This is a genomic window from Streptomyces sp. CA-181903 (assembly GCF_050937075.1).
Lineage (GTDB): Bacteria > Actinomycetota > Actinomycetes > Streptomycetales > Streptomycetaceae > Streptomyces.
Map to the genome: position 1 here is coordinate 1,927,408 of NZ_JBNJLY010000001.1, position 17,860 is coordinate 1,945,267.

General features: G+C 74.3%; 12 protein-coding genes and 2 pseudogenes. 3 read left to right on the top strand and 11 right to left on the bottom strand.

From position 1 onward, the window contains the following. Nucleotides 1-45: 45 nt before the first annotated feature. From ftsZ to rsmH, 11 genes and pseudogenes are all read right to left on the bottom strand, one after another. Nucleotides 46-1,284, bottom strand: coding sequence for a cell division protein FtsZ (ftsZ, locus tag ACQEVS_RS08380; RefSeq protein WP_433017365.1), 1,239 nt, complete (start codon nt 1,282-1,284; stop codon nt 46-48). A gap of 240 nt (nt 1,285-1,524) precedes the next feature. Then, entirely contained in the window at nt 1,525-2,409 is an 885-nt protein-coding gene (locus tag ACQEVS_RS08385; protein WP_433017368.1) for a cell division protein FtsQ/DivIB, read from the bottom strand. Nucleotides 2,410-2,433: 24 nt separating this feature from the next. Beyond that, a complete protein-coding gene (gene murG / locus ACQEVS_RS08390) occupies nt 2,434-3,525 on the bottom strand; it encodes an undecaprenyldiphospho-muramoylpentapeptide beta-N-acetylglucosaminyltransferase (RefSeq protein ID WP_004952663.1) in 1,092 nt (363 codons plus the stop codon). Nucleotides 3,526-3,531: 6 nt separating this feature from the next. Further along, nucleotides 3,532-4,953, bottom strand: coding sequence for a putative lipid II flippase FtsW (gene ftsW / locus ACQEVS_RS08395; protein ID WP_433017371.1), 1,422 nt, complete (start codon nt 4,951-4,953; stop codon nt 3,532-3,534). Between the two features lie 58 nt (nt 4,954-5,011). Beyond that, nucleotides 5,012-6,478 carry a UDP-N-acetylmuramoyl-L-alanine--D-glutamate ligase gene (gene murD, locus ACQEVS_RS08400; protein WP_433017374.1) on the bottom strand — a complete coding sequence of 489 codons (1,467 nt, stop codon included), beginning with the start codon at nt 6,476-6,478 and terminating at the stop codon, nt 5,012-5,014. Beyond that, entirely contained in the window at nt 6,460-7,524 is a 1,065-nt protein-coding gene (gene mraY, locus ACQEVS_RS08405) for a phospho-N-acetylmuramoyl-pentapeptide-transferase (protein ID WP_433017377.1), read from the bottom strand. Before mraY ends, murD begins: the two co-directional genes overlap by 19 nt. Further along, nucleotides 7,521-8,944: pseudogene (locus tag ACQEVS_RS08410) on the bottom strand (UDP-N-acetylmuramoyl-tripeptide--D-alanyl-D-alanine ligase). Before ACQEVS_RS08410 ends, mraY begins: the two are co-directional and overlap by 4 nt. 64 nt (nt 8,945-9,008) lie before the next feature. Further along, nucleotides 9,009-10,733, bottom strand: coding sequence for a UDP-N-acetylmuramoyl-L-alanyl-D-glutamate--2,6-diaminopimelate ligase (locus tag ACQEVS_RS08415; protein ID WP_433027380.1), 1,725 nt, complete (start codon nt 10,731-10,733; stop codon nt 9,009-9,011). A gap of 37 nt (nt 10,734-10,770) precedes the next feature. After that, nucleotides 10,771-12,675, bottom strand: a complete 1,905-nt coding sequence (locus ACQEVS_RS08420) for a peptidoglycan D,D-transpeptidase FtsI family protein (protein ID WP_433027383.1) — start codon at nt 12,673-12,675, stop codon at nt 10,771-10,773. A gap of 345 nt (nt 12,676-13,020) precedes the next feature. Then, nucleotides 13,021-13,269, bottom strand: a pseudogene (locus ACQEVS_RS08425) (cell division protein FtsL); the annotation flags it as partial. Continuing rightward, the gene (gene rsmH, locus ACQEVS_RS08430; RefSeq protein WP_433017380.1) at nt 13,266-14,234 is read right to left on the bottom strand and encodes a 16S rRNA (cytosine(1402)-N(4))-methyltransferase RsmH; all 969 of its coding nucleotides are present in this window, start codon (nt 14,232-14,234) and stop codon (nt 13,266-13,268) included. The pseudogene ACQEVS_RS08425 and the gene rsmH, both read right to left, overlap by 4 nt. 426 nt (nt 14,235-14,660) lie before the next feature. On the opposite strand from rsmH, the gene ACQEVS_RS08435 reads away from it, so the two are divergent. From ACQEVS_RS08435 to ACQEVS_RS08445, 3 genes are all read left to right on the top strand, one after another. Then, entirely contained in the window at nt 14,661-15,209 is a 549-nt protein-coding gene (locus tag ACQEVS_RS08435; RefSeq protein ID WP_433017383.1) for a beta-class carbonic anhydrase, read from the top strand. A gap of 176 nt (nt 15,210-15,385) precedes the next feature. Beyond that, nucleotides 15,386-16,390 carry an AAA family ATPase gene (locus tag ACQEVS_RS08440; protein ID WP_433017386.1) on the top strand — a complete coding sequence of 335 codons (1,005 nt, stop codon included), beginning with the start codon at nt 15,386-15,388 and terminating at the stop codon, nt 16,388-16,390. A gap of 49 nt (nt 16,391-16,439) precedes the next feature. Continuing rightward, on the top strand, nt 16,440-17,780 hold the full coding sequence (locus ACQEVS_RS08445; protein ID WP_433027386.1) for a DUF58 domain-containing protein: 1,341 nt from the start codon (nt 16,440-16,442) through the stop codon (nt 17,778-17,780). The last annotated feature ends 80 nt before the right edge of the window (nt 17,781-17,860 follow it).

Here is a 17,860-nt window from a genome sequence, read left to right on the forward strand (position 1 = left end):
TGCCCGGGGCCGGGTTTCCTATCACCGGGGTCACGTCCTGCCCGGTCACTTCAGGAAGTCGGGAACGTCCAGTTCCTCGGCGGTCGAGTCCTGGTACGGACGGGCCGGCGGCACCTGCGGGGAGGCGACCGGGGGCGGCGGGACCTCGGCGACCGGCACCGGGTCCGGGACCGGCTCCTCGGTCCGGGGGGTCACGTTGCCGAGCCCGCCGAACGAGGGACGGACCGGCTCGGCCGGCCGCTCGGTCCGGCTCACGGCCGGGGCCGGCGGGGCGGGGGTCTCCTCGCGGCCGTAGGAGGAGCCGAGCACCTTGTCGCGGCTGCCCTTGGCCGGCGGCTGGCCGCCGTCGAAGCCGGCGGCGATGACGGTGACGCGGACCTCGTCGCCGAGGGCGTCGTCGATGACGGCACCGAAGATGATGTTCGCCTCGGGGTGGGCCGCCTCACTGACCAGCTGGGCCGCCTCGTTGATCTCGAAGAGGCCGAGGTCGGAGCCGCCGGAGATGGAGAGCAGGACGCCGCGGGCGCCGTCGATGGACGCCTCCAGCAGCGGCGAGGAGATGGCCATCTCGGCCGCGGCCACCGCGCGGTCGTCGCCGCGCGCCGAGCCGATGCCCATCAGCGCGGAACCGGCCTCCGACATCACGGACTTGACGTCCGCGAAGTCCAGGTTGATGAGGCCGGGGGTGGTGATGAGGTCGGTGATGCCCTGGACGCCGGAGAGCAGCACCTGGTCCGCCGACTTGAACGCGTCGAGCACGCTCACCTGGCGGTCCGAGATGGACAGCAGCCGGTCGTTGGGGATGACGATGAGGGTGTCGACCTCGTCGCGGAGGCTGGCGATGCCGTCCTCGGCCTGGTTGGCCCTGCGGCGGCCCTCGAAGGTGAACGGGCGGGTGACCACACCGATCGTCAGGGCGCCCAGCGAGCGGGCGATGTTGGCGACGACGGGCGCACCGCCGGTGCCGGTGCCGCCGCCCTCGCCCGCGGTCACGAAGACCATGTCGGCCCCCTTGAGGACCTCCTCGATCTCCTCGCGGTGGTCTTCGGCGGCCTTGCGGCCGACGTCCGGGTTCGCGCCGGCGCCGAGACCCCGGGTGAGCTCCCGGCCGACGTCGAGCTTGACGTCGGCGTCGCTCATCAGCAGGGCCTGTGCATCGGTGTTGATCGCGATGAACTCGACGCCCTTGAGACCGACCTCGATCATCCGGTTGATGGCGTTGACGCCACCGCCGCCGATACCGACGACCTTGATGACTGCGAGGTAGTTCTGCGGTGCTGCCACGTCGAAGGCCTCTCGCCTCGAGTTACGTATGCCTGGGGGGCGGTTCGCAATGCCAACCCGAACCCTAACGTTGAAGTTTAGGGTTACCGGTGCCACTGTTCCCTGGGTTCTCGGAACAGGACACTAAGTCGACAAGCGGCGCGTGTTCAACGAACACGCCGAACCTCCCGTTTTTCTTTTCACCCTATGTGATCACCCATAGGCGTAGCCAACCAGGGTGCTGCCGACTCCCGGCCGCCGTCAACTCCCCGACGCGGCTGGGGCGCCCGGGGCGCTCACGTCGAAGTGGGCCGCCCCGTGCGCCGCCTTCATCAGGGCGGTGAGCGAACGGGCCTTCGCGTCACCCCGTTCACCGCTGCCCCAGACGACGGTCCGACCACCCGTCAGCTCCATGATGATCGAATCGTATGAGCGTACCCGGATCACGCGGGTGTCGCGGCGGACGTCGGACGGGAGCGCGGCGGCGGCGCGCACGCCCTCGCGTTCGAGGCGGGGGCGCCCGAAGCGGCGGGTGCCCGGGGCGTCCGCCGGGGCCTCCATCACCAGCCGCGGCACCTTGGCGGGCGGCCGGTCGACTGTGGCGAACCGCACTCCGGAGCCGTCGATCTCGACGAACTTCCCGTCCTTCTCGACGATCGCCCGCGGCTGGCGCTCCGTCACCTCGACGGCGACGCCGTGCGGCCAGTCCCGGGAGACGTCGACGGACTCGATCCGGGGCAGCCGTTCGCGCAGCCGGTCGGCGACGGCGTCGGTGTCGACGGAGATCAGCGGGTCGCCGAGCGGGACGGCCGCGGCCTCCCGCACCTCGGCGGCGGAGAGCACCTCGACGCCGGCCACGTCCACGCGGGTGGCGCGCAGCCAGCCGGAGCCGTAGAGGACCCAGCCGGCGCCGGCGCCGACGAGGGCCGCCGCGAGGGCCCAGAGGACCAGGCGGGGGCGGCGGGGCAGCAGGCGGCAGAGGCCCGTGCGGGCCCCCGCCGTTCCGGCGGACCCGGGTTTTCCGCCGCCCTTCTTCCCGCCTTTGCCGCCGCCCTTGGGGGCCGGGGAGGAGGCGCCGGCCGGCGACTTCCGCTTCGGCTTACGGTTCCGTTCGTCACCGCGCCGGGCGGTCGTCGGTCCGGCCACGCTTCCCAGCCTCCTGCCGCGACGTCAGCCCCTGCGGGCGGCGATCGCCTCGTAGACCATGCCGACGAGCAGCTCGTCGGCGTCCCGGCGGCCGAACTCGGCGGCGGCGCGGGACATGTCGTACAGCCGCTGCGGGTCGGCGAGGACCGGGAGCACGTTGTGGTGGATCCACTCCGGGCTCAGTTCGGCGTCGTCGACCAGCAGTCCGCCGCCCGCCTTGACCACCGGCTGGGCGTTGAGCCGCTGTTCGCCGTTGCCGATGGGCAGCGGGACGTAGGCGGCCGGGAGCCCGACGGCGGAGAGTTCAGCGACGGTCATCGCGCCCGCGCGGCAGAGCATCATGTCGGCCGCGGCGTACGCGAGGTCCATGCGGTCCACATACGATACCGGGATGTAAGGCGGCATTCCGGGCATGTTGTCCACGTGCGGCACGTCGTTCTTCGGGCCGACCGCATGCAGGATCTGGATGCCGGAGCGCTGCAGCGACGGAGCGACCGCCTGGACGACCTCGTTCAGCCGGCGGGCGCCCTGGGAGCCGCCCGACACCAGCAGGGTCGGCATGTTCGGCTCCAGGCCGAACGCGGCGCGGGCCTCCCAGCGCAGGGCCGCCCGGTCCAGGGTGGCGATCGTACGGCGCAGCGGGATGCCCACGTAACGGGCGTTGCGCAGCTTGCTGTCCGGGGTGGACACCGCGACACCGGCCGCGTAGCGCGAGCCGATCTTGTTGGCCAGGCCGGGGCGGGCGTTGGCCTCATGGACGATGATCGGCACACCGAGCCGCTTGGCGGCCAGGTAGCCGGGGAGCGCCACATAGCCGCCGAAGCCGACCACGCAGTCGGCCTTGGTGCGCTCCAGGATCTGCTCGGCGGCCTTGATGGTGCCGCGCAGCCGCCCGGGCACGGTGATCAGCTCGGGCGTGGGCTTGCGGGGCAGCGGCACCGCCGGGATCAGGCCCAGCTCATAGCCCCGCTCGGGCACGAGCCGGGTCTCCAGCCCGCGCTCCGTGCCGAGCGCCGTGATCCCCACGGTCGGGTCCTGCCTGCGCAGGGCGTCCGCGAGGGCGAGCGCGGGCTCGATGTGGCCGGCGGTCCCCCCGCCGGCGAGTACGACATGCACCGAAATTCACCGCTCTCCGGACGGCCGCTTCTTGACGCGCCGTCTCATCGTCTTCCATCTCACCCCAGGCTGCCGCATGGCCAGCGCCGCCCGCGCACCGGGTTCGTCGCGCGCGAAGGCGATCAGGAGCCCGATGGCGAACATGGTCGGCAGCAGGGCGGACCCTCCGTAGGAGAACAGCGGGAGCGGCACACCGGCGATCGGCAGCAGGCCGAGCACCGCACCGATGTTGACCACGGCCTGGGCCGTGATCCAGGTGGTCACCGCTCCCGCGGCGTACCTCACGAAGGGGTCCTCCGTGCGTCCGGCCACGCGGATACCCGCATAGCCTAGAGCCGCGAAGAGGGCGAGGACCGACAGCGTCCCCGCCAGGCCCAGCTCCTCGCCGGTGATCGCGAAGATGAAGTCGGTGTGGGGCTCGGGCAGTTCGCCCCATTTTTCGACGCTGGCACCCAGTCCGGCACCGAACCAGCCGCCGTTGGCCAGCGCGTAGATTCCGTGCACGGCCTGCCAGCACTGGTCGTTGGCGCCCGGGTCGGTGGCGCCGATGCAGTCCAGGCGGGACATCCGGTTGGCGCTGGTCTTGATGAACAGGACGGCGAGCGCGCCTGTGACACCGATCACTCCGGCGAACAGCCGGGTGGGGGCGCCGGCCACCCAGAGCAGGCCGAAGAGGACGAAGGTGAGCACCACGGTGGTGCCCATGTCGCCGCCGACCATGATCAGGCCGAGCAGCACGAAGGTGACGGGCACCAGCGGCACCAGCAGGTGCTTCCACTGGGTGAGCAGCTTCTTGTGCTGCTTGCGGGCCAGCAGGTCGGCGCCCCAGAGGACCAGGGCCAGCTTGGCGAACTCGCTGGGCTGGGCCTGGAAGGGGCCGCCGAGGGAGATCCAGTTGGTGTTGCCGTTGATGGTCTCGCCGATGCCGGGCACCTGGACCAGGACGAGCAGGAACGCCGAGACGGCGAGCAGCGGGTAGGCGAGCGCCCGCAGCACCTTCACCGGCAGCCGGGCGGCCACCAGCAACAGGACGGTGCCGATGGCGGCGGCGAGGAGCTGCTTGCGGAAGAAGTAGGTGGGGGCCAGCCCGTTCTGCAGGGCCTTGATCTGGGAGGCCGAGTAGACCATCACCAGGCCCAGCACGGTGATCAGCAGCGAGCCGCCGAGGATGAGGTAGTACGCCGTCAGGGGCCGGTCCCAGGCGCGGCGGGCGCGGGCGTGCAGCGTGCGCAGCCCGCCCGGGCCGCCGGGGAGCCGGCCGCGCGGCGGGCCGCCGCGCGGGGAGCCCGTTCCCGGGCCCCTGCCCGCCGCCCCGCGGGCCGGGGCGGTGCCGGACGGGCGGGCGGACCGGGGGCGCGCGGAGGGCCCGCGCAGGGCCGTCCAGGCGCCGGGCGGGCCCGCGGTGGCGTGGACGTGGTCGGCGTGCATCCGGGTCCCCTCCGCTGCTGTTCCGGGCCGCCCGGCCCGCGGCGCGGGGCCGTGGCGGCTAGTTCTCCGTGGCGCGGCCTTCGGCGGGCTCCCCGGGCCCGGCCTGCTCGGCCAGCTCCCGGACCGCCGCCGCGAACGCCTCGCCCCGCTCGCCGTAGTGGGTGAACATGTCCATCGACGCGCAAGCCGGGGCCAGCAGGACGGTGTCGCCGGGGGCGGCGAGCCGGGCCGCCTCCCGGACGGCCTCGGCCATCGCCCCAGTGTCGGTCCGGTCGAGGTCCACCACCGGGACATCCGGGGCGTGTCGTGCCAGCGCCTCCTTGATCAGGGCCCGGTCGGCCCCGAGGAGGACGGCGCCGCGCAGCCGCCCGGCGGCGCCGGTGACCAGGTCGTCGAAGGTCGCGCCCTTGGCGAGGCCGCCGGCGATCCAGACCACGGACCCGTAGGCGGCCAGGGACGCCTCGGCGGCGTGGGTGTTGGTGGCCTTGGAGTCGTCCACGTACGCCACCCCGGCCACGTCGGCGACGTGGGCGATGCGGTGGGCGTCCGGCCGGAAGGCGCGCAGGCCGTCGCGGACGGCCTTGGGCTCCACGCCGAAGGCGCGCGCCAGGGCGGCGGCGGCCAGGGCGTTGGCGATGTTGTGCGGCGCCGGCGGGTGGATGTCGGAGACCTCGGCGAGCTCCTGGGCGTTGCGCTGCCGGTCGGCGACGAACGCCCGGTCGACGAGGATGCCGTCGACCACGCCGAGTTCGGAGAGGCCGGGGGCGCCGAGGGTGAAGCCGATGGCGCGGCAGCCCTCCTCGACGTCGGCGTCGCGGACCAGCTGCTCGGTGCGCGGGTCGGCGGTGTTGTAGACGCAGGCGACCCGGTTGCCCTCGTAGACCCGGCCCTTGTCGGCGGCGTAGGCCCGCATCGAGCCGTGCCAGTCGAGGTGGTCGGGGGCCAGGTTGAGGACGGCCGCGGAGTGGGCGCGCAGCGAGGGCGCCCAGTGCAGCTGGTAGCTGGAGAGTTCGACGGCGAGGACGTCGTAGGGCTCCTGGGAGAGCACCACGTCGACGATGGGGGTGCCGATGTTGCCGACGGCGGCGGTGCGCAGGCCGGCGGCCTCCAGGATGGAGGCGAGCATCCGGACGGTCGTCGTCTTGCCGTTGGTGCCGGTGACGGCGAGCCACGGGGGCGCGCCCTCGCCGCGCAGCCGCCAGGCGATCTCGACGTCGCCGACGACGTCGACGCCGGCCTCGGCGGCGGCGGTGAACAGCGGGCTGTCCGGGCGCCAGCCGGGCGAGGTGACGACGAGGTCGGTGCCCTCGGGGAGGGTGTCGGCGTCGTTGAGCCGGACGGTGACCGCGTCGCCGAGGCCGGCCGCGCGCTCGCGCAGGGCCTCGCCGTCGCCGCCGTCGACGACGGTGACCCGGGCGCCGAGGCCGGCCAGCGCGCGGGCGGCGCTGACGCCGCTCACGCCGAGGCCGGCGACGGTGATGTGCTTGCCGTGGAATTCCGAGGTGGTCACTTGATGGCCAGCCATCCCGCGTAGAAGATTCCGAGGCCGACGGCCACGCACAGGCCCTGGATGATCCAGAAGCGGACCACCACGAGGACCTCGCTCCACCCCTTGAGTTCGAAGTGGTGCTGGAGCGGGGCCATCCGGAAGACGCGCTTCCCGGTCATGCGGAACGAGCCGACCTGGATCACCACGGACATGGTGATGAGGACGAACAGACCGCCGAGCACGGCGATGAGGAGTTCGGTGCGGGAGCAGATGGCCAGTCCCGCGAGCGCGCCGCCGAGGGCGAGCGAGCCGGTGTCGCCCATGAAGATCTTGGCGGGCGAGGTGTTCCACCAGAGGAAGCCGAAGCAGGAGCCCATCAGCGCGGAGGCCACGACGGCGAGGTCGAGTGGGTCTCTGACCTCGTAACAGGCGGCGCCCGCGGTCAGCGGGTTGCCGCAGGACTGGCCGTGCTGCCAGGTGCCGATGAACACGTACGCGCCGAAGACCATCACCGAGGCGCCGGTGGCGAGGCCGTCGAGGCCGTCGGTGAGGTTCACGCCGTTCGACATCGCGAGGATCATGAACAGCGCCCAGACCACGAAGATCACCGGGCCCAGCGCCCAGCCGAAGTCCTGGGTGAACGACAGCCGGGTGGAGGCCGGCGTCTGGCCGCGGGTGTCCGCGAACTGCAGGGCCAGCACCGCGAAGGCGATGCCGACGATCAGCTGTCCGGCCATCTTGGCCTTGGCCCGCAGGCCGAGGCTGCGCTGCTTGACGATCTTGATGTAGTCGTCGAGGAAGCCGACCAGGCCCATGCCCGCGGTCAGGAACAGCACCAGCAGACCGGACGTCGTCGGCTTGCTGCTGGTCGCCACCTTGGTGACGGCGTACGCGACCAGGGTGGCCAGGATGAAGGCGATGCCGCCCATGGTGGGCGTGCCCTTCTTCCCGGCGTGGCCGCGCGGGCCGTCGTCCCGGATGAACTGGCCGTAGCCCTTGCGGGCGAGGAACTTGATCAGCAGCGGAGTGCCGATCAGCGTCAGGAAGAGTCCGACGACTCCCGCGACAAGGATCTGGTTCATCGACCGGTGACCTCGCCCTCACCCGCGAGCAGCTGTTCCGCGACCCGTTCCAGCCCGACCGACCGGGACCCCTTCACCAGGACGACGTCCCCCGGACGCAGCTCGCTGCGCAGCAGGTCGACCGCCGCCCGCACGTCGGACACGTGCACCGACTCCTCACCCCACGAACCCTCGTTGTAGGCGCCCATGCACAGCCAGGCCGCTTCCCTGTCCCCGACTGCCACGAGCTTGCTGACGTTGAGCCGGACGGCCAGCCGTCCGACCGCGTCGTGCTCGGCGAGCGACTCCTCGCCGAGCTCCGCCATCCGGCCGAGCACCGCCCACGTGCGGCCCCCCGCGCCCTGGCGGTCTCGCCCATGGCGGCCAGCGCGCGGAGCGCGGCCTTCATGGACTCGGGGTTCGCGTTGTAGGCGTCGTTGACGATCGTCACGCCGTCCGCGCGCTCGGTGACCTCCATCCGCCAGCGGGAGAGCTGGCCCGCCTCGGAGAGCGCGGAGGCGATCTCCTGCACGGGCATGCCCAGCTCATGGGCGACGGCGGCGGCGGCGAGCGCGTTCGACACGTGGTGCTCACCGTACAGCCGCATGGTCACCTCGGCGCACCCGGTGGGGGTGCGCAGCGTGAAGGCGGGCCGGCCGTCCGGGGTGAGGCGGACGTCCTCCGCCCGTACGTCGGCGTCGGCGGCCTCGCCGAACAGCACCGTACGGGCCTTGGTGCGGGTCGTCATCGCGCGGACCAGCGGGTCGTCGGCGTTGAGCACGGCGACGCCGCCCTCGGCCGCCGCCGGCAGCGCCTCGACCAGCTCGCCCTTGGCCAGCGCGATCCGCTCCCGGCCGCCGAACTCGCCGATGTGCGCGGTGCCGACGTTGAGCACGAGGCCGATGCGCGGCGGGGTGAGCTCGGCGAGGTAGCGGATGTGGCCGACGCCGCGGGCGCCCATCTCCAGGACGAGGTGGCGGGTCTCCTCGGTGGCGCGCAGGGCGGTCACCGGGAGGCCGATCTCGTTGTTGAGGTTGCCGGCCGGGCACACCGTCGGTCCCAGGCGGCCCAGCAGCTGCCCGATGAGGTCCTTGGTGCTGGTCTTCCCGGCGGAGCCGGTGAGGCCGACGACGGTGGCGCCCAGGCGCTCCACGACGGCGCGGGCCAGGGCCCCGAGGGCTGCGACGACGTCCGGGACGACGATGGCGGGTACGCCGACGGGCCGGGTGGCCAGTACGGCGACCGCCCCGGCCTCGATGGCGCGTCCGGCGTAGTCGTGGCCGTCGACGTGCTCCCCGGCGAAGGCCGCGAACAGGCCGCCGGGGACGACCTCACGGGAGTCGTAGACGACCGGGCCGGTGGCCAGGGCGTCCGGGTCCGGTATGTCGTGCTGCCGCCCGCCGACGAGGGCGGTGATCTCGGCGAGGGACAGGGGGATCACCGGGGGTCACCTCCAGCCGTGGGGTCGGGCTTCCGGGGGAGGTTTGTGCGCGCATGGCGGTCTGTCATCCCTGGTCGTTCCGGTGCTTGGTGACCGCTTGGTTACCGGCGCCGCGCTCGATGGCCTCGCGCAGCACCCGGCGGTCGTCGAAGGGGCGTACCACTCCGGCGATGTCCTGGCCCTGCTCGTGGCCCTTGCCCAGGACGAGGACGGTGTCTCCGGGCTCGGCGCGGGCGACGGCGGCGGCGATGGCGGCGGCGCGGTCCTCCAGCAGCAGGACGGCGCCGCGCTCGGCGGCGGGCACCTCGGCGGCGCCCGCGAGCATGGTGGCGAGGATCGCGAGGGGATCCTCGGAGCGGGGGTTGTCGGAGGTCAGGACGGCGGTGTCGGCCAGCCGGGCCAGCGCGGCGCCCATCGGGGCGCGCTTGGTGGTGTCCCGGTCGCCGCCGCAGCCGAGGACGGCGTGGATGCGGCCGGGGGTGACCTTGCGCAGGGCGCGGAGAACCGATTCGACGGCGTCCGTCTTGTGGGCGTAGTCGACGACGGCGAGGTAGCCCTGCCCGGCGTCGACGCGCTCCAGCCGGCCGGGGACGCCGGCGACGGCGGCGACGCCGTCCGCGGCGGTCCGCGGGTCGGCGCCGGCGGTGACCAGCGCCACGACGGCGGCGAGCGCGTTGGCGACGTTGAACGGGCCGGCGAGCGGCGAACGGGCGGGCACGGACACGCCGTCGGGGCCCTCGATGGTGAACGTGGAGTCGAACAGGCCGCTCTCGACGTCCACCGCGCGCCAGTCGGCGTCCGGGCTGCCCGCGGCGGAGAAGGTGACGACGGGGACCTCGGACTCGCCCTCGGCGAGCCGGCGGCCATACGCGTCGTCGAGGTTGACCACGCCGATCCGGCTGCGCTCCTTGGTGAACAGCTCGGCCTTGGCCCGGAAGTAGTCCTCCATGTCGGAGTGGAACTCCATGTGCTCCGGGCTGAGGTTGTTGAAGACGGCGACGTCGAAGACGCAGCCGTCGACCCGGCCGAGCACCAGGGCGTGGCTGGAGACCTCCATGGCCACCGAGTGGACGCCCTTCTCGCGCATCACGGCGAACAGGGCCTGGAGGTCGGTGGCCTCGGGGGTGGTGCGCTCGGACTTGACGCGCTCGTCGCCGATCCGGGACTCGACGGTGCCGATCAGGCCGGTGAGGGCCGCCGGGCGGTCGCCGGTGGCGCGGGAGCGCTCCCAGGCGCGCAGGCCGCCCTCGATGAGGTAGGCGGTGGTGGTCTTGCCGGAGGTACCCGTGATGCCGATGCGCATCAGGTCCCGGCCGGGCTCGCCGTAGACGGCGGCCGCGAGGGCGCCCATCCGGCCGCGCGGGTCGTCGACGACCAGGACCGGCAGGCCGGTGGCGGCGGCGCGCTCGGCGCCCGCCGGGTCGGTCAGCACGGCCGCGGCGCCGAGCTTCGCCGCCTGCTCGCTGAAGGCGGCGCCGTGGAACCGGGCGCCGGGCAGGGCCGCGTAGAGGTCGCCGGGGCGGACGGCACGGGAGTCGTGCGTGATGCCGGTGACCTCGCCCGCCGCGCCCTCGGGGGCGCGGACGCCCAGCTGACCGGCGAGCTCCGTGAGCGGCACGGGCCGGACCCGGGTGGGGCGGGGCGCTCCCGGAGCGGTGGGTTCCGGGGTGGTGGCTGGGGACTGATCAGCGTGGGGCACGGCGGTGAGCGTACCGGGCGCACCCGGCCCGTCGCGAAGCGAGGGGCGCGCCGGGCCGCGGTTCCCGGGTTCGGACGTGCCGTGCGTCACAGTCGGCACGGCCCGGTGGCGCGGCGCGGCGGCACGGTCAGTACTCCACGGGCAGCCGGGGCGGCCCGCTGCCGGAGGGCGGCACCTGGAGCGTCTTCAGCGCGAAGGACATGACCTGCTGGAACACCGGTCCGCAGATCTGGCCGCCGAAGTAGCTGCCCCGGGTGGGGTTCTGGATGGCGCAGTAGACGGTGACGCGGGGCTGGTCGGCGGGGGCGAAGCCGGCGAAGGAGGCGGTGTAGCCGTGGTAGCGGCCGGTGCGCGGATCCACCCGGTTGGACGTGCCGGTCTTGCCTGCCACCCGGTAGCCGGGGATCTTCGCCTTGGTCCCGGTGCCGTCCCGGTCGTCGACGACCGACTCCAGCATCTCCGACAGCTGCTTGGCGGTCTTCTCGCTGACCACCCGGGTGCGGGGCGGGGCGGGCGCGGGGAGGTAGCGCCCGTCGGGGCCCTTGGTGCCGCGTACCAGCGTCGGCCGGACGCGTTCGCCGCCGCCGGCGATGGTCGAGTAGACGGAGGCGGCCTGGACGGCGTTGAGGGACAGGCCCTGGCCGAACGGGACGGTGTAGCGCTGGGAGGCGCTCCACTCCCGCGCCGGGGCCAGGATGCCCGGCGTCTCGCCCGGGAAGCCCAGCCCGGTGGGCTGCCCGAGGCCGAACTTGCGCAGGTACGAGTAGAGGACCGCGCCCGACTCCTCGGGGGTCTTGCCGAGCTGCTCGCTGGCCAGGATGGTGCCGATGTTGCTGGACTTGGCGAGCACCCCGTTGAGAGTGAGGTGCCAGGTGGCGTGGTCGATGTCGTCGGCGAACGCCCGGTCGGCGCGCGGCAGCCGGTTGGGGACCTCCACCCGGGTGTCGGGGGTGGCGACGCCCTCCTCCAGGACGGCGGCCATGGTCATCACCTTGTTGACGCTGCCCGGCTCGTAGGCGTCCTGGAGCGCGGCGTTGCCCAGCGCGGCGCGGTCGGCGTGGGCGAGGTCGTTGGGGTTGTAGCCGGGGGCGTTGGCCATGGCGAGGATCTCGCCGCTGCGGGCGTCCTGGACGACGACGTAGCCCCGGTCGGCGGCGGACGTGCGGACCTGGGCGGCGATGGCGCTCTGGGCGGCCCACTGGATGTCCCGGTCGATGGTCAGCTCGACGTCCGAGCCGGGGACGGCCGCCTGCTCCTTCAGGTCGCCGGTGGGCACCTGCCGGCCGCCCGACTGGGCGTAGACCCGCTTGCCGTCCTTGCCCGCGAGCGCGGTGTTGAGCTGGGCTTCCAGCCCGCCGCCGCCCTTGCCGTCGGCGGTGACGAAGCCCAGTATCCCGGCGGCAAGGTCGCCGTTGGGATACACGCGCTTGCTGTGCGCCTCGCGGTTGACGCCGGTGAGCAGGTTGAGGGTGCCGTGCTTGCCGCGGACGCGGGCGGCGGTCCCCTGCTTCAGCTCCCGGATGCGGTCCCAAACCTGCGGGGTCTGCTGGCGGGCCAGGACCACGTACTTGGACGCGGGGTTGGCGGTGAGTTTCTCCTCCACCTCGTCGGCGGGCGCGCCCAGGGCGGGGGCCAGCAGCTCGGCGGCCTTGCGGGCGGCGTTCCCGAGGCCGGTGTGCTCGCGGGTGAGCAGGTCGGGGGCGGCGGTGATGTCGTAGGCGTCGACGGTGGTGGCCAGGTCCACGCCGTTGCGGTCGGTGATGGCACCGCGCTCGGCGGCCAGGGTGACGGGGATGTAGCGGTTGACGTTGGCGCGGGCGGCGTAGGCGTCGGCGTCGACGGCCTGCACCTGGAGCAGCCGCACGGTGAACACCAGCAGCACCAGGGTGAGGCCGAGGCCGATCAGCCGGAGCCGGGGCCTGGGGTTGCCCAGGCGGAGCGGCCGGGTGCCGACGCGGGGGCGCGCCGGGCGGGCCGCGGGGCGGGCGGGCCCGGGAACCGGGCGGCGGGGCTGCTGCCTGGGCGCCGTCACGACGTCACCTGCCTGGGAGTCCGGGGAGGGAAGGTGCGGGGGGTACTGGGGACACGGCGGGTGCCGTGGGTGCGGCAGGTGCTGCGGATGCCGCGGGGGCCGGCGCGGGGGCCGGTTCGGCCGCCGGGGGTCCCGGGGCCGGCACGGGGGACGGTACGGGCGCGGGCGCCGGCGGCCGGTACGCGGCCGGGTCCGGCCCGTCGGCGCCGGGGCCGCGCCGGACTCGGGCGCGGGCGCGGGCACGCCGCTGACCGTCCCGTCGGGGTTGAGGAAGGCGGGGCTGCCGCCGGGGACCATGCCCAGCTCGCGGGCCCGGCGTTCCAGCGCGTCGGGCGCGGCGAGCTGGTCGACCTCCTGCTGGAGGGCCTGCTGCCGGTCGGTCAGTTCGGTGGTCTTCCGCTGCAGCCTGCTGAGCTCGAACGAGCCCTGGTTGAGCGCGGAGTTGAGCAGCAGCAGGCCGATCAGCCCGGAGCCGAGCAGCACCACGACCAGCAGGACGAAGGGGGTGCGCCGCGCGCCGCCGGTCCCGACCGGCAGCAGCCGGCCGAGCCGGCTCCCGCCGGCGGTGCCCCGGGTGCGCGCGGTCGCCGTCATGGCCTGTCCGTCACGTCCTCGCGGACGCGCTCGGCTCCGCGCAGCCGGGCGGGGGCGGCCCGCCGGTTCTCGGCGATCTCCTGCTCGGTGGGCAGTTCGGCGCCGCGGGTGAGCAGCTTCAGCCGCGGCTGGTAGCGCTCGGGGACGACCGGCAGGCCGGCGGGCGCGGTGGTGGCGGCACCGGCCGCGAAGACCTGCTTGACGATGCGGTCCTCCAGCGACTGGTAGGACAGCACCGCGATCCGGCCGCCCACCGCGAGCGCCTTGACGGCGGCCGGAATGGCCCGTTCGACGCTGGCCAGTTCGCCGTTGACCTCGATGCGCAGCGCCTGGAAGGTGCGCTTGGCCGGGTTGCCGCCGGTGCGCTTGGCGGCCTGCGGCAGCGCGTCGCGGATCAGCTCGACCAGCCGGGCGCTGCGGGTGAAGGGCTCCTTCGCGCGCTCCCGGACGACCGCCTCGACGATCCGCCGGGCCTGCTTCTCCTCGCCGTACGCCCGCAGGATGCGGACGAGTTCGCCGGGCGGGTAGGTGTTGAGGACCTCGGCGGCGCTGATGCCCTTCGTCTGGTCCATGCGCATGTCGAGCGGCGCGTCCTGCGCGTAGGCGAAGCCGCGGTCGGCCTCGTCGAGCTGCATGGACGAGACGCCGAGGTCGAACAGGACGCCCTGGACGCGCGGGACGCCCAGCCGCTCCAGCACCTCGGGGAGCTCGTGGTACACGGCCCGGACGAGGGTGGCGCGGTCGCCGAAGGGGGCCAGCCGCTCGCCGGCCAGGGCGAGGGCGGTGGGGTCGCGGTCGAGGGCGACGAGCCGGGCCTCCGGGAAGGCGGTGAGCAGCGCCTCGCTGTGCCCCCCGGCGCCCAGCGTGCAGTCGACGACGACGGCACCGGGCTCCGTGAGTGCGGGGGCGAGCATGTCCAGGCAGCGCTGGAGCATGACGGGGACGTGACGCGCGTTGCTGCTCATGCGCCCTTCTGGGAGTGCGGTACGGCGCGGGGCGCACGCACCGCCGGGTCCCCGCCCGCTCGAAGGGGATGCGCCGCCCGGCCCGGCGCCGGCGGGCGGCGCGGGACGGCCGGGGAGCGGGAGGAGGCCGAGGGGTACGGACACATCGCGCACGGGGCGGGTTTCCGGATTTCCTGATACGGCTGGGTCGCTGGGTTCCGGCGGTTCGAGGGGAGCGGCTCGCCTCCCACTTCGCGCCACTTTAGTCCACTCGTCCCCCCGGTCAATCAACCGGCCAGCGCGCCGGAGGACGGGCCGCGGCGGCGGGCTCACCCGGACGGCCGCACGCCCCCGCGAGCTGTGGCTTGCCTCACAGATGGCCGCGTTGACGGCGTTTGCCCGCCTCTTCGGGGGCCGAAGGGCCGGTGGCCGACTACCTTCGTGCACATGTCGATATCCGCGTCTCCGCCCCCCAGCACCTCCGGCGCCGACGGCGGCCCCACGGTCACGGACCGTCTCGTGGCGGCCAACGCGCGCTACGCAGCCGAGTTCGCCGATCCGGGCATGGACGCCCGGCCGGTCCGGAGGGTCGCGGTCGTCGCCTGCATGGACGCCCGCATCGACCTGCACGCCGCGCTCGGCCTGGAGCTCGGCGACTGCCACACCATCCGGAACGCCGGCGGTGTCGTCACCGACGACATCATCCGGTCCCTGACCATCAGCCAGCGCGCCCTGGGTACCCGTTCGGTGGTCCTCATCCACCACACGGGCTGCGGCCTGCTGGACCTGACGGAGGACTTCCGGCACGAGATCGAGGAGGAGGTCGGACAGCGCCCGCCGTGGGCGGTGGAGGCGTTCCGCGACCTGGACCAGGACGTCCGGCAGTCCATGCGGCGGGTGCGCACCTCCCCGTTCCTGCCGCACACCGACGACGTCCGCGGGTTCGTCTTCGACGTGACCACCGGGCTGCTGCGGGAGATCGACCCGCGGCCCTGAACCGCACCGGAGGACCCGCCCGCGCTGCCGTCGTGCCGCGCGGGCGGTGAGAATGCGTAAGGAACCGCCGTCCCGCCCGCCTCCCGCGGGCGGGGCGCCGGCGGGGTTGGGGAGGGGCCGTTCCCGGTGGGGGGACGGAATCCCGTGAACGTGTGGACGGGCCGAGGAGGGCCGGGGTGACGACCTTTGACGAACGAGCGGGCCTGAGCGATCTGACGAGTACGGCGGAGCGGGTGCGCGCCTCCGTCGAGGCCGTGATCGAGGGCAAGCCGGAGGTCGTCAGGACCGCGCTGACCGTGCTGCTGGCCGAGGGCCACCTGCTCATCGAGGACGTGCCGGGGGTGGGCAAGACCATGCTCGCCAAGGCGCTGGCCCGCTCGATCGACTGCTCGGTGCGGCGCATCCAGTTCACGCCGGACCTGCTGCCGTCCGACATCACCGGCGTCAGCGTCTTCGACCAGGAGCGGCGGGAGTTCGAGTTCAGACCCGGGGCGATCTTCGCGCAGATCGTCATCGGCGACGAGATCAACCGCGCCTCCCCGAAGACCCAGTCGGCGCTGCTGGAGTCGATGGAGGAGCGCCAGGTCACGGCCGACGGCGTGACCCACGAACTGCCCAGCCCCTTCATGGTGGTGGCCACCCAGAACCCGGTCGAGATGGAGGGCACCTACCCGCTGCCGGAGGCGCAGCGCGACCGGTTCATGGCCCGGGTCTCCATGGGCTACCCCAGCCCGGACGCCGAACTGCGGATGCTGGACCTGCACGGCGGCACCTCCCCGCTGGACGACCTCCAGCCGGCCGCGCACGCCCACGACATCGTCAAGCTGGTCGAGGCCGTCCGGGCCGTGCACGTCGCCGAGTCGGTGCGGCGGTACGCGGTGGACCTGGTCAACGGCACCCGGCACCACCCCGAGCTGCGGCTCGGCGCGTCCCCGCGCGGCACCCTGCACCTGCTGCGCGCCGCGAAGGCCACGGCGGCGCTGGCCGCCCGCGACTACACGCTGCCCGACGACGTCCGGGCGGTGGCCGTCGCGGTGCTGGCGCACCGGCTGCTGCCGACCGCGCAGGCGCAGCTGAGCCGGCGCACCCCGGAGCAGATCGTCCTGGACATCCTGCGGATCACCCCCGTCCCCGTCCCGGAGCAGGCCGCGCCGCGGCCCCCGGAGGCGCGACGGCCGTGACCGACCACCCGTACCCCCGGAGGGCCCGGCCGCCGACGGCGACGGCGGGCTGCGGGCGGCGTTCGGGGGGCTGACCACGCGCGGCCGGTCCTTCCTGGCCGCCGGGGCCGCCGCCGTCGTCTGCTCCTACGTCCTGGGCCAGGAGGGCCTGCTGCGGGTGGGGCTGCTGCTGGCCGTCCTGCCGGTGGTGTGCGTCCTGGTGCTGCACCGCACCCGGCACCGGATCACCGGCGACCGCGTGCTCTCCCCCGTCCGGGTGACCGCCGGGCAGGAGGCGCAGGTGCGGCTGCGCGTCGCCAACGTCTCCCGCGTCCCCACCGGCGTGCTGCTGGTCGAGGACCAGGTGCCCTGGGTGCTCGGCCCGCACCCGCGCTTCACCCTGGACCGGATGCGGCCCGGCGGGCACCGCGAGGTGGCCTACCGGGTCCGGGCCGACCTGCGCGGCCGCTACCCGCTGGGGCCGCTGCGGCTGCGGCTGACCGACCCGTTCGGCATGTGCGAGGTCAGCCGCGGCTTCGGCACCCACGCGATGCTCACGGCCGTCCCCTACTGCGAGCCGCTGCCGCCGCTGCGGATCTCCGGCGACGCGGCCGGGCGCGGCGACGGCAGCCTGCGCACGCTCGCCCTCGCGGGCGACGACGACATCATTCCGCGCGCCTACCGGCACGGCGACGACGTACGCCGGATCCACTGGCGGGCCACCGCCAGGACCGGCGAGCTGATGGTCCGCCGGGAGGAGCAGCAGCGGCGGGCCCAGGCCACCGTGCTGCTCGACACCCGGGGTGTCGCCTACGCCGGGGCGGGGCCGGGCGCGCCGTTCGAACGGGCGGTGGCGGCCGCCGCGTCCGTCGCCGTCCACCTGCTCCAACTGGGCTTCACCGTACGGCTGCTGACCGACACCGGCGCCTGGCTCTCCGGCCCCGACGGCGTCGGCGGACGGTCCGGCGGGGCGGGCCTCGACCCGGCGGACGCGGCCGGGACGCTGCTGGACGCGCTCGCGGTCGTCGACCACTCGGAGGCCGTCGGACTGTCCGCCGCCCACGAGGCGCTGCGCGGCGACACCGGGGGCCTGCTCGTGGCGTTCCTCGGCGGACTGAGCCCGCAGGAGGCCGCGCACGTCGCCGGCCTGCGGCGGCGCGGCACCACGGCGCTCGCGTTCCTCCTCGACCCGGTCGCCTGGCCGGGCGCCCCCATGGGCCACCCGACCGCCTCCCCCTCTTTTCACGCGCTCCACACCCTCCACGCCGCCGGCTGGACGGCCCTCGCCATGACCCCGCACCTCCCGTTCCCGGCCCTGTGGCAGCTCGCGGGGACACCGTCGGGGCGGGGACAGACCACGAGGGGCGCCATGGGCGCTCCCGGGTACGGCGGGCCGGGGGGATGGGCGTGAACGGGGCGTACGGGACGGAGCGGGGACGGGCGGGGACGGCCGGGGTCGGATGGCACGGGACGTACGGGACGTACGGGTCG

Bases quoted from the DNA above. Each gene is read 5' to 3' on its own strand.
- ftsW (WP_433017371.1), bottom strand. From the start codon at position 4,953: ATGCACGCCGACCACGTCCACGCCACCGCGGGCCCGCCCGGCGCCTGG.
- murD (WP_433017374.1), bottom strand. From the start codon at position 6,478: ATGGCTGGCCATCAAGTGACCACCTCGGAATTCCACGGCAAGCACATC.
- mraY (WP_433017377.1), bottom strand. From the start codon at position 7,524: ATGAACCAGATCCTTGTCGCGGGAGTCGTCGGACTCTTCCTGACGCTG.
- rsmH (WP_433017380.1), bottom strand. From the start codon at position 14,234: ATGAGCAGCAACGCGCGTCACGTCCCCGTCATGCTCCAGCGCTGCCTG.
- ACQEVS_RS08435 (WP_433017383.1), top strand. From the start codon at position 14,661: ATGTCGATATCCGCGTCTCCGCCCCCCAGCACCTCCGGCGCCGACGGC.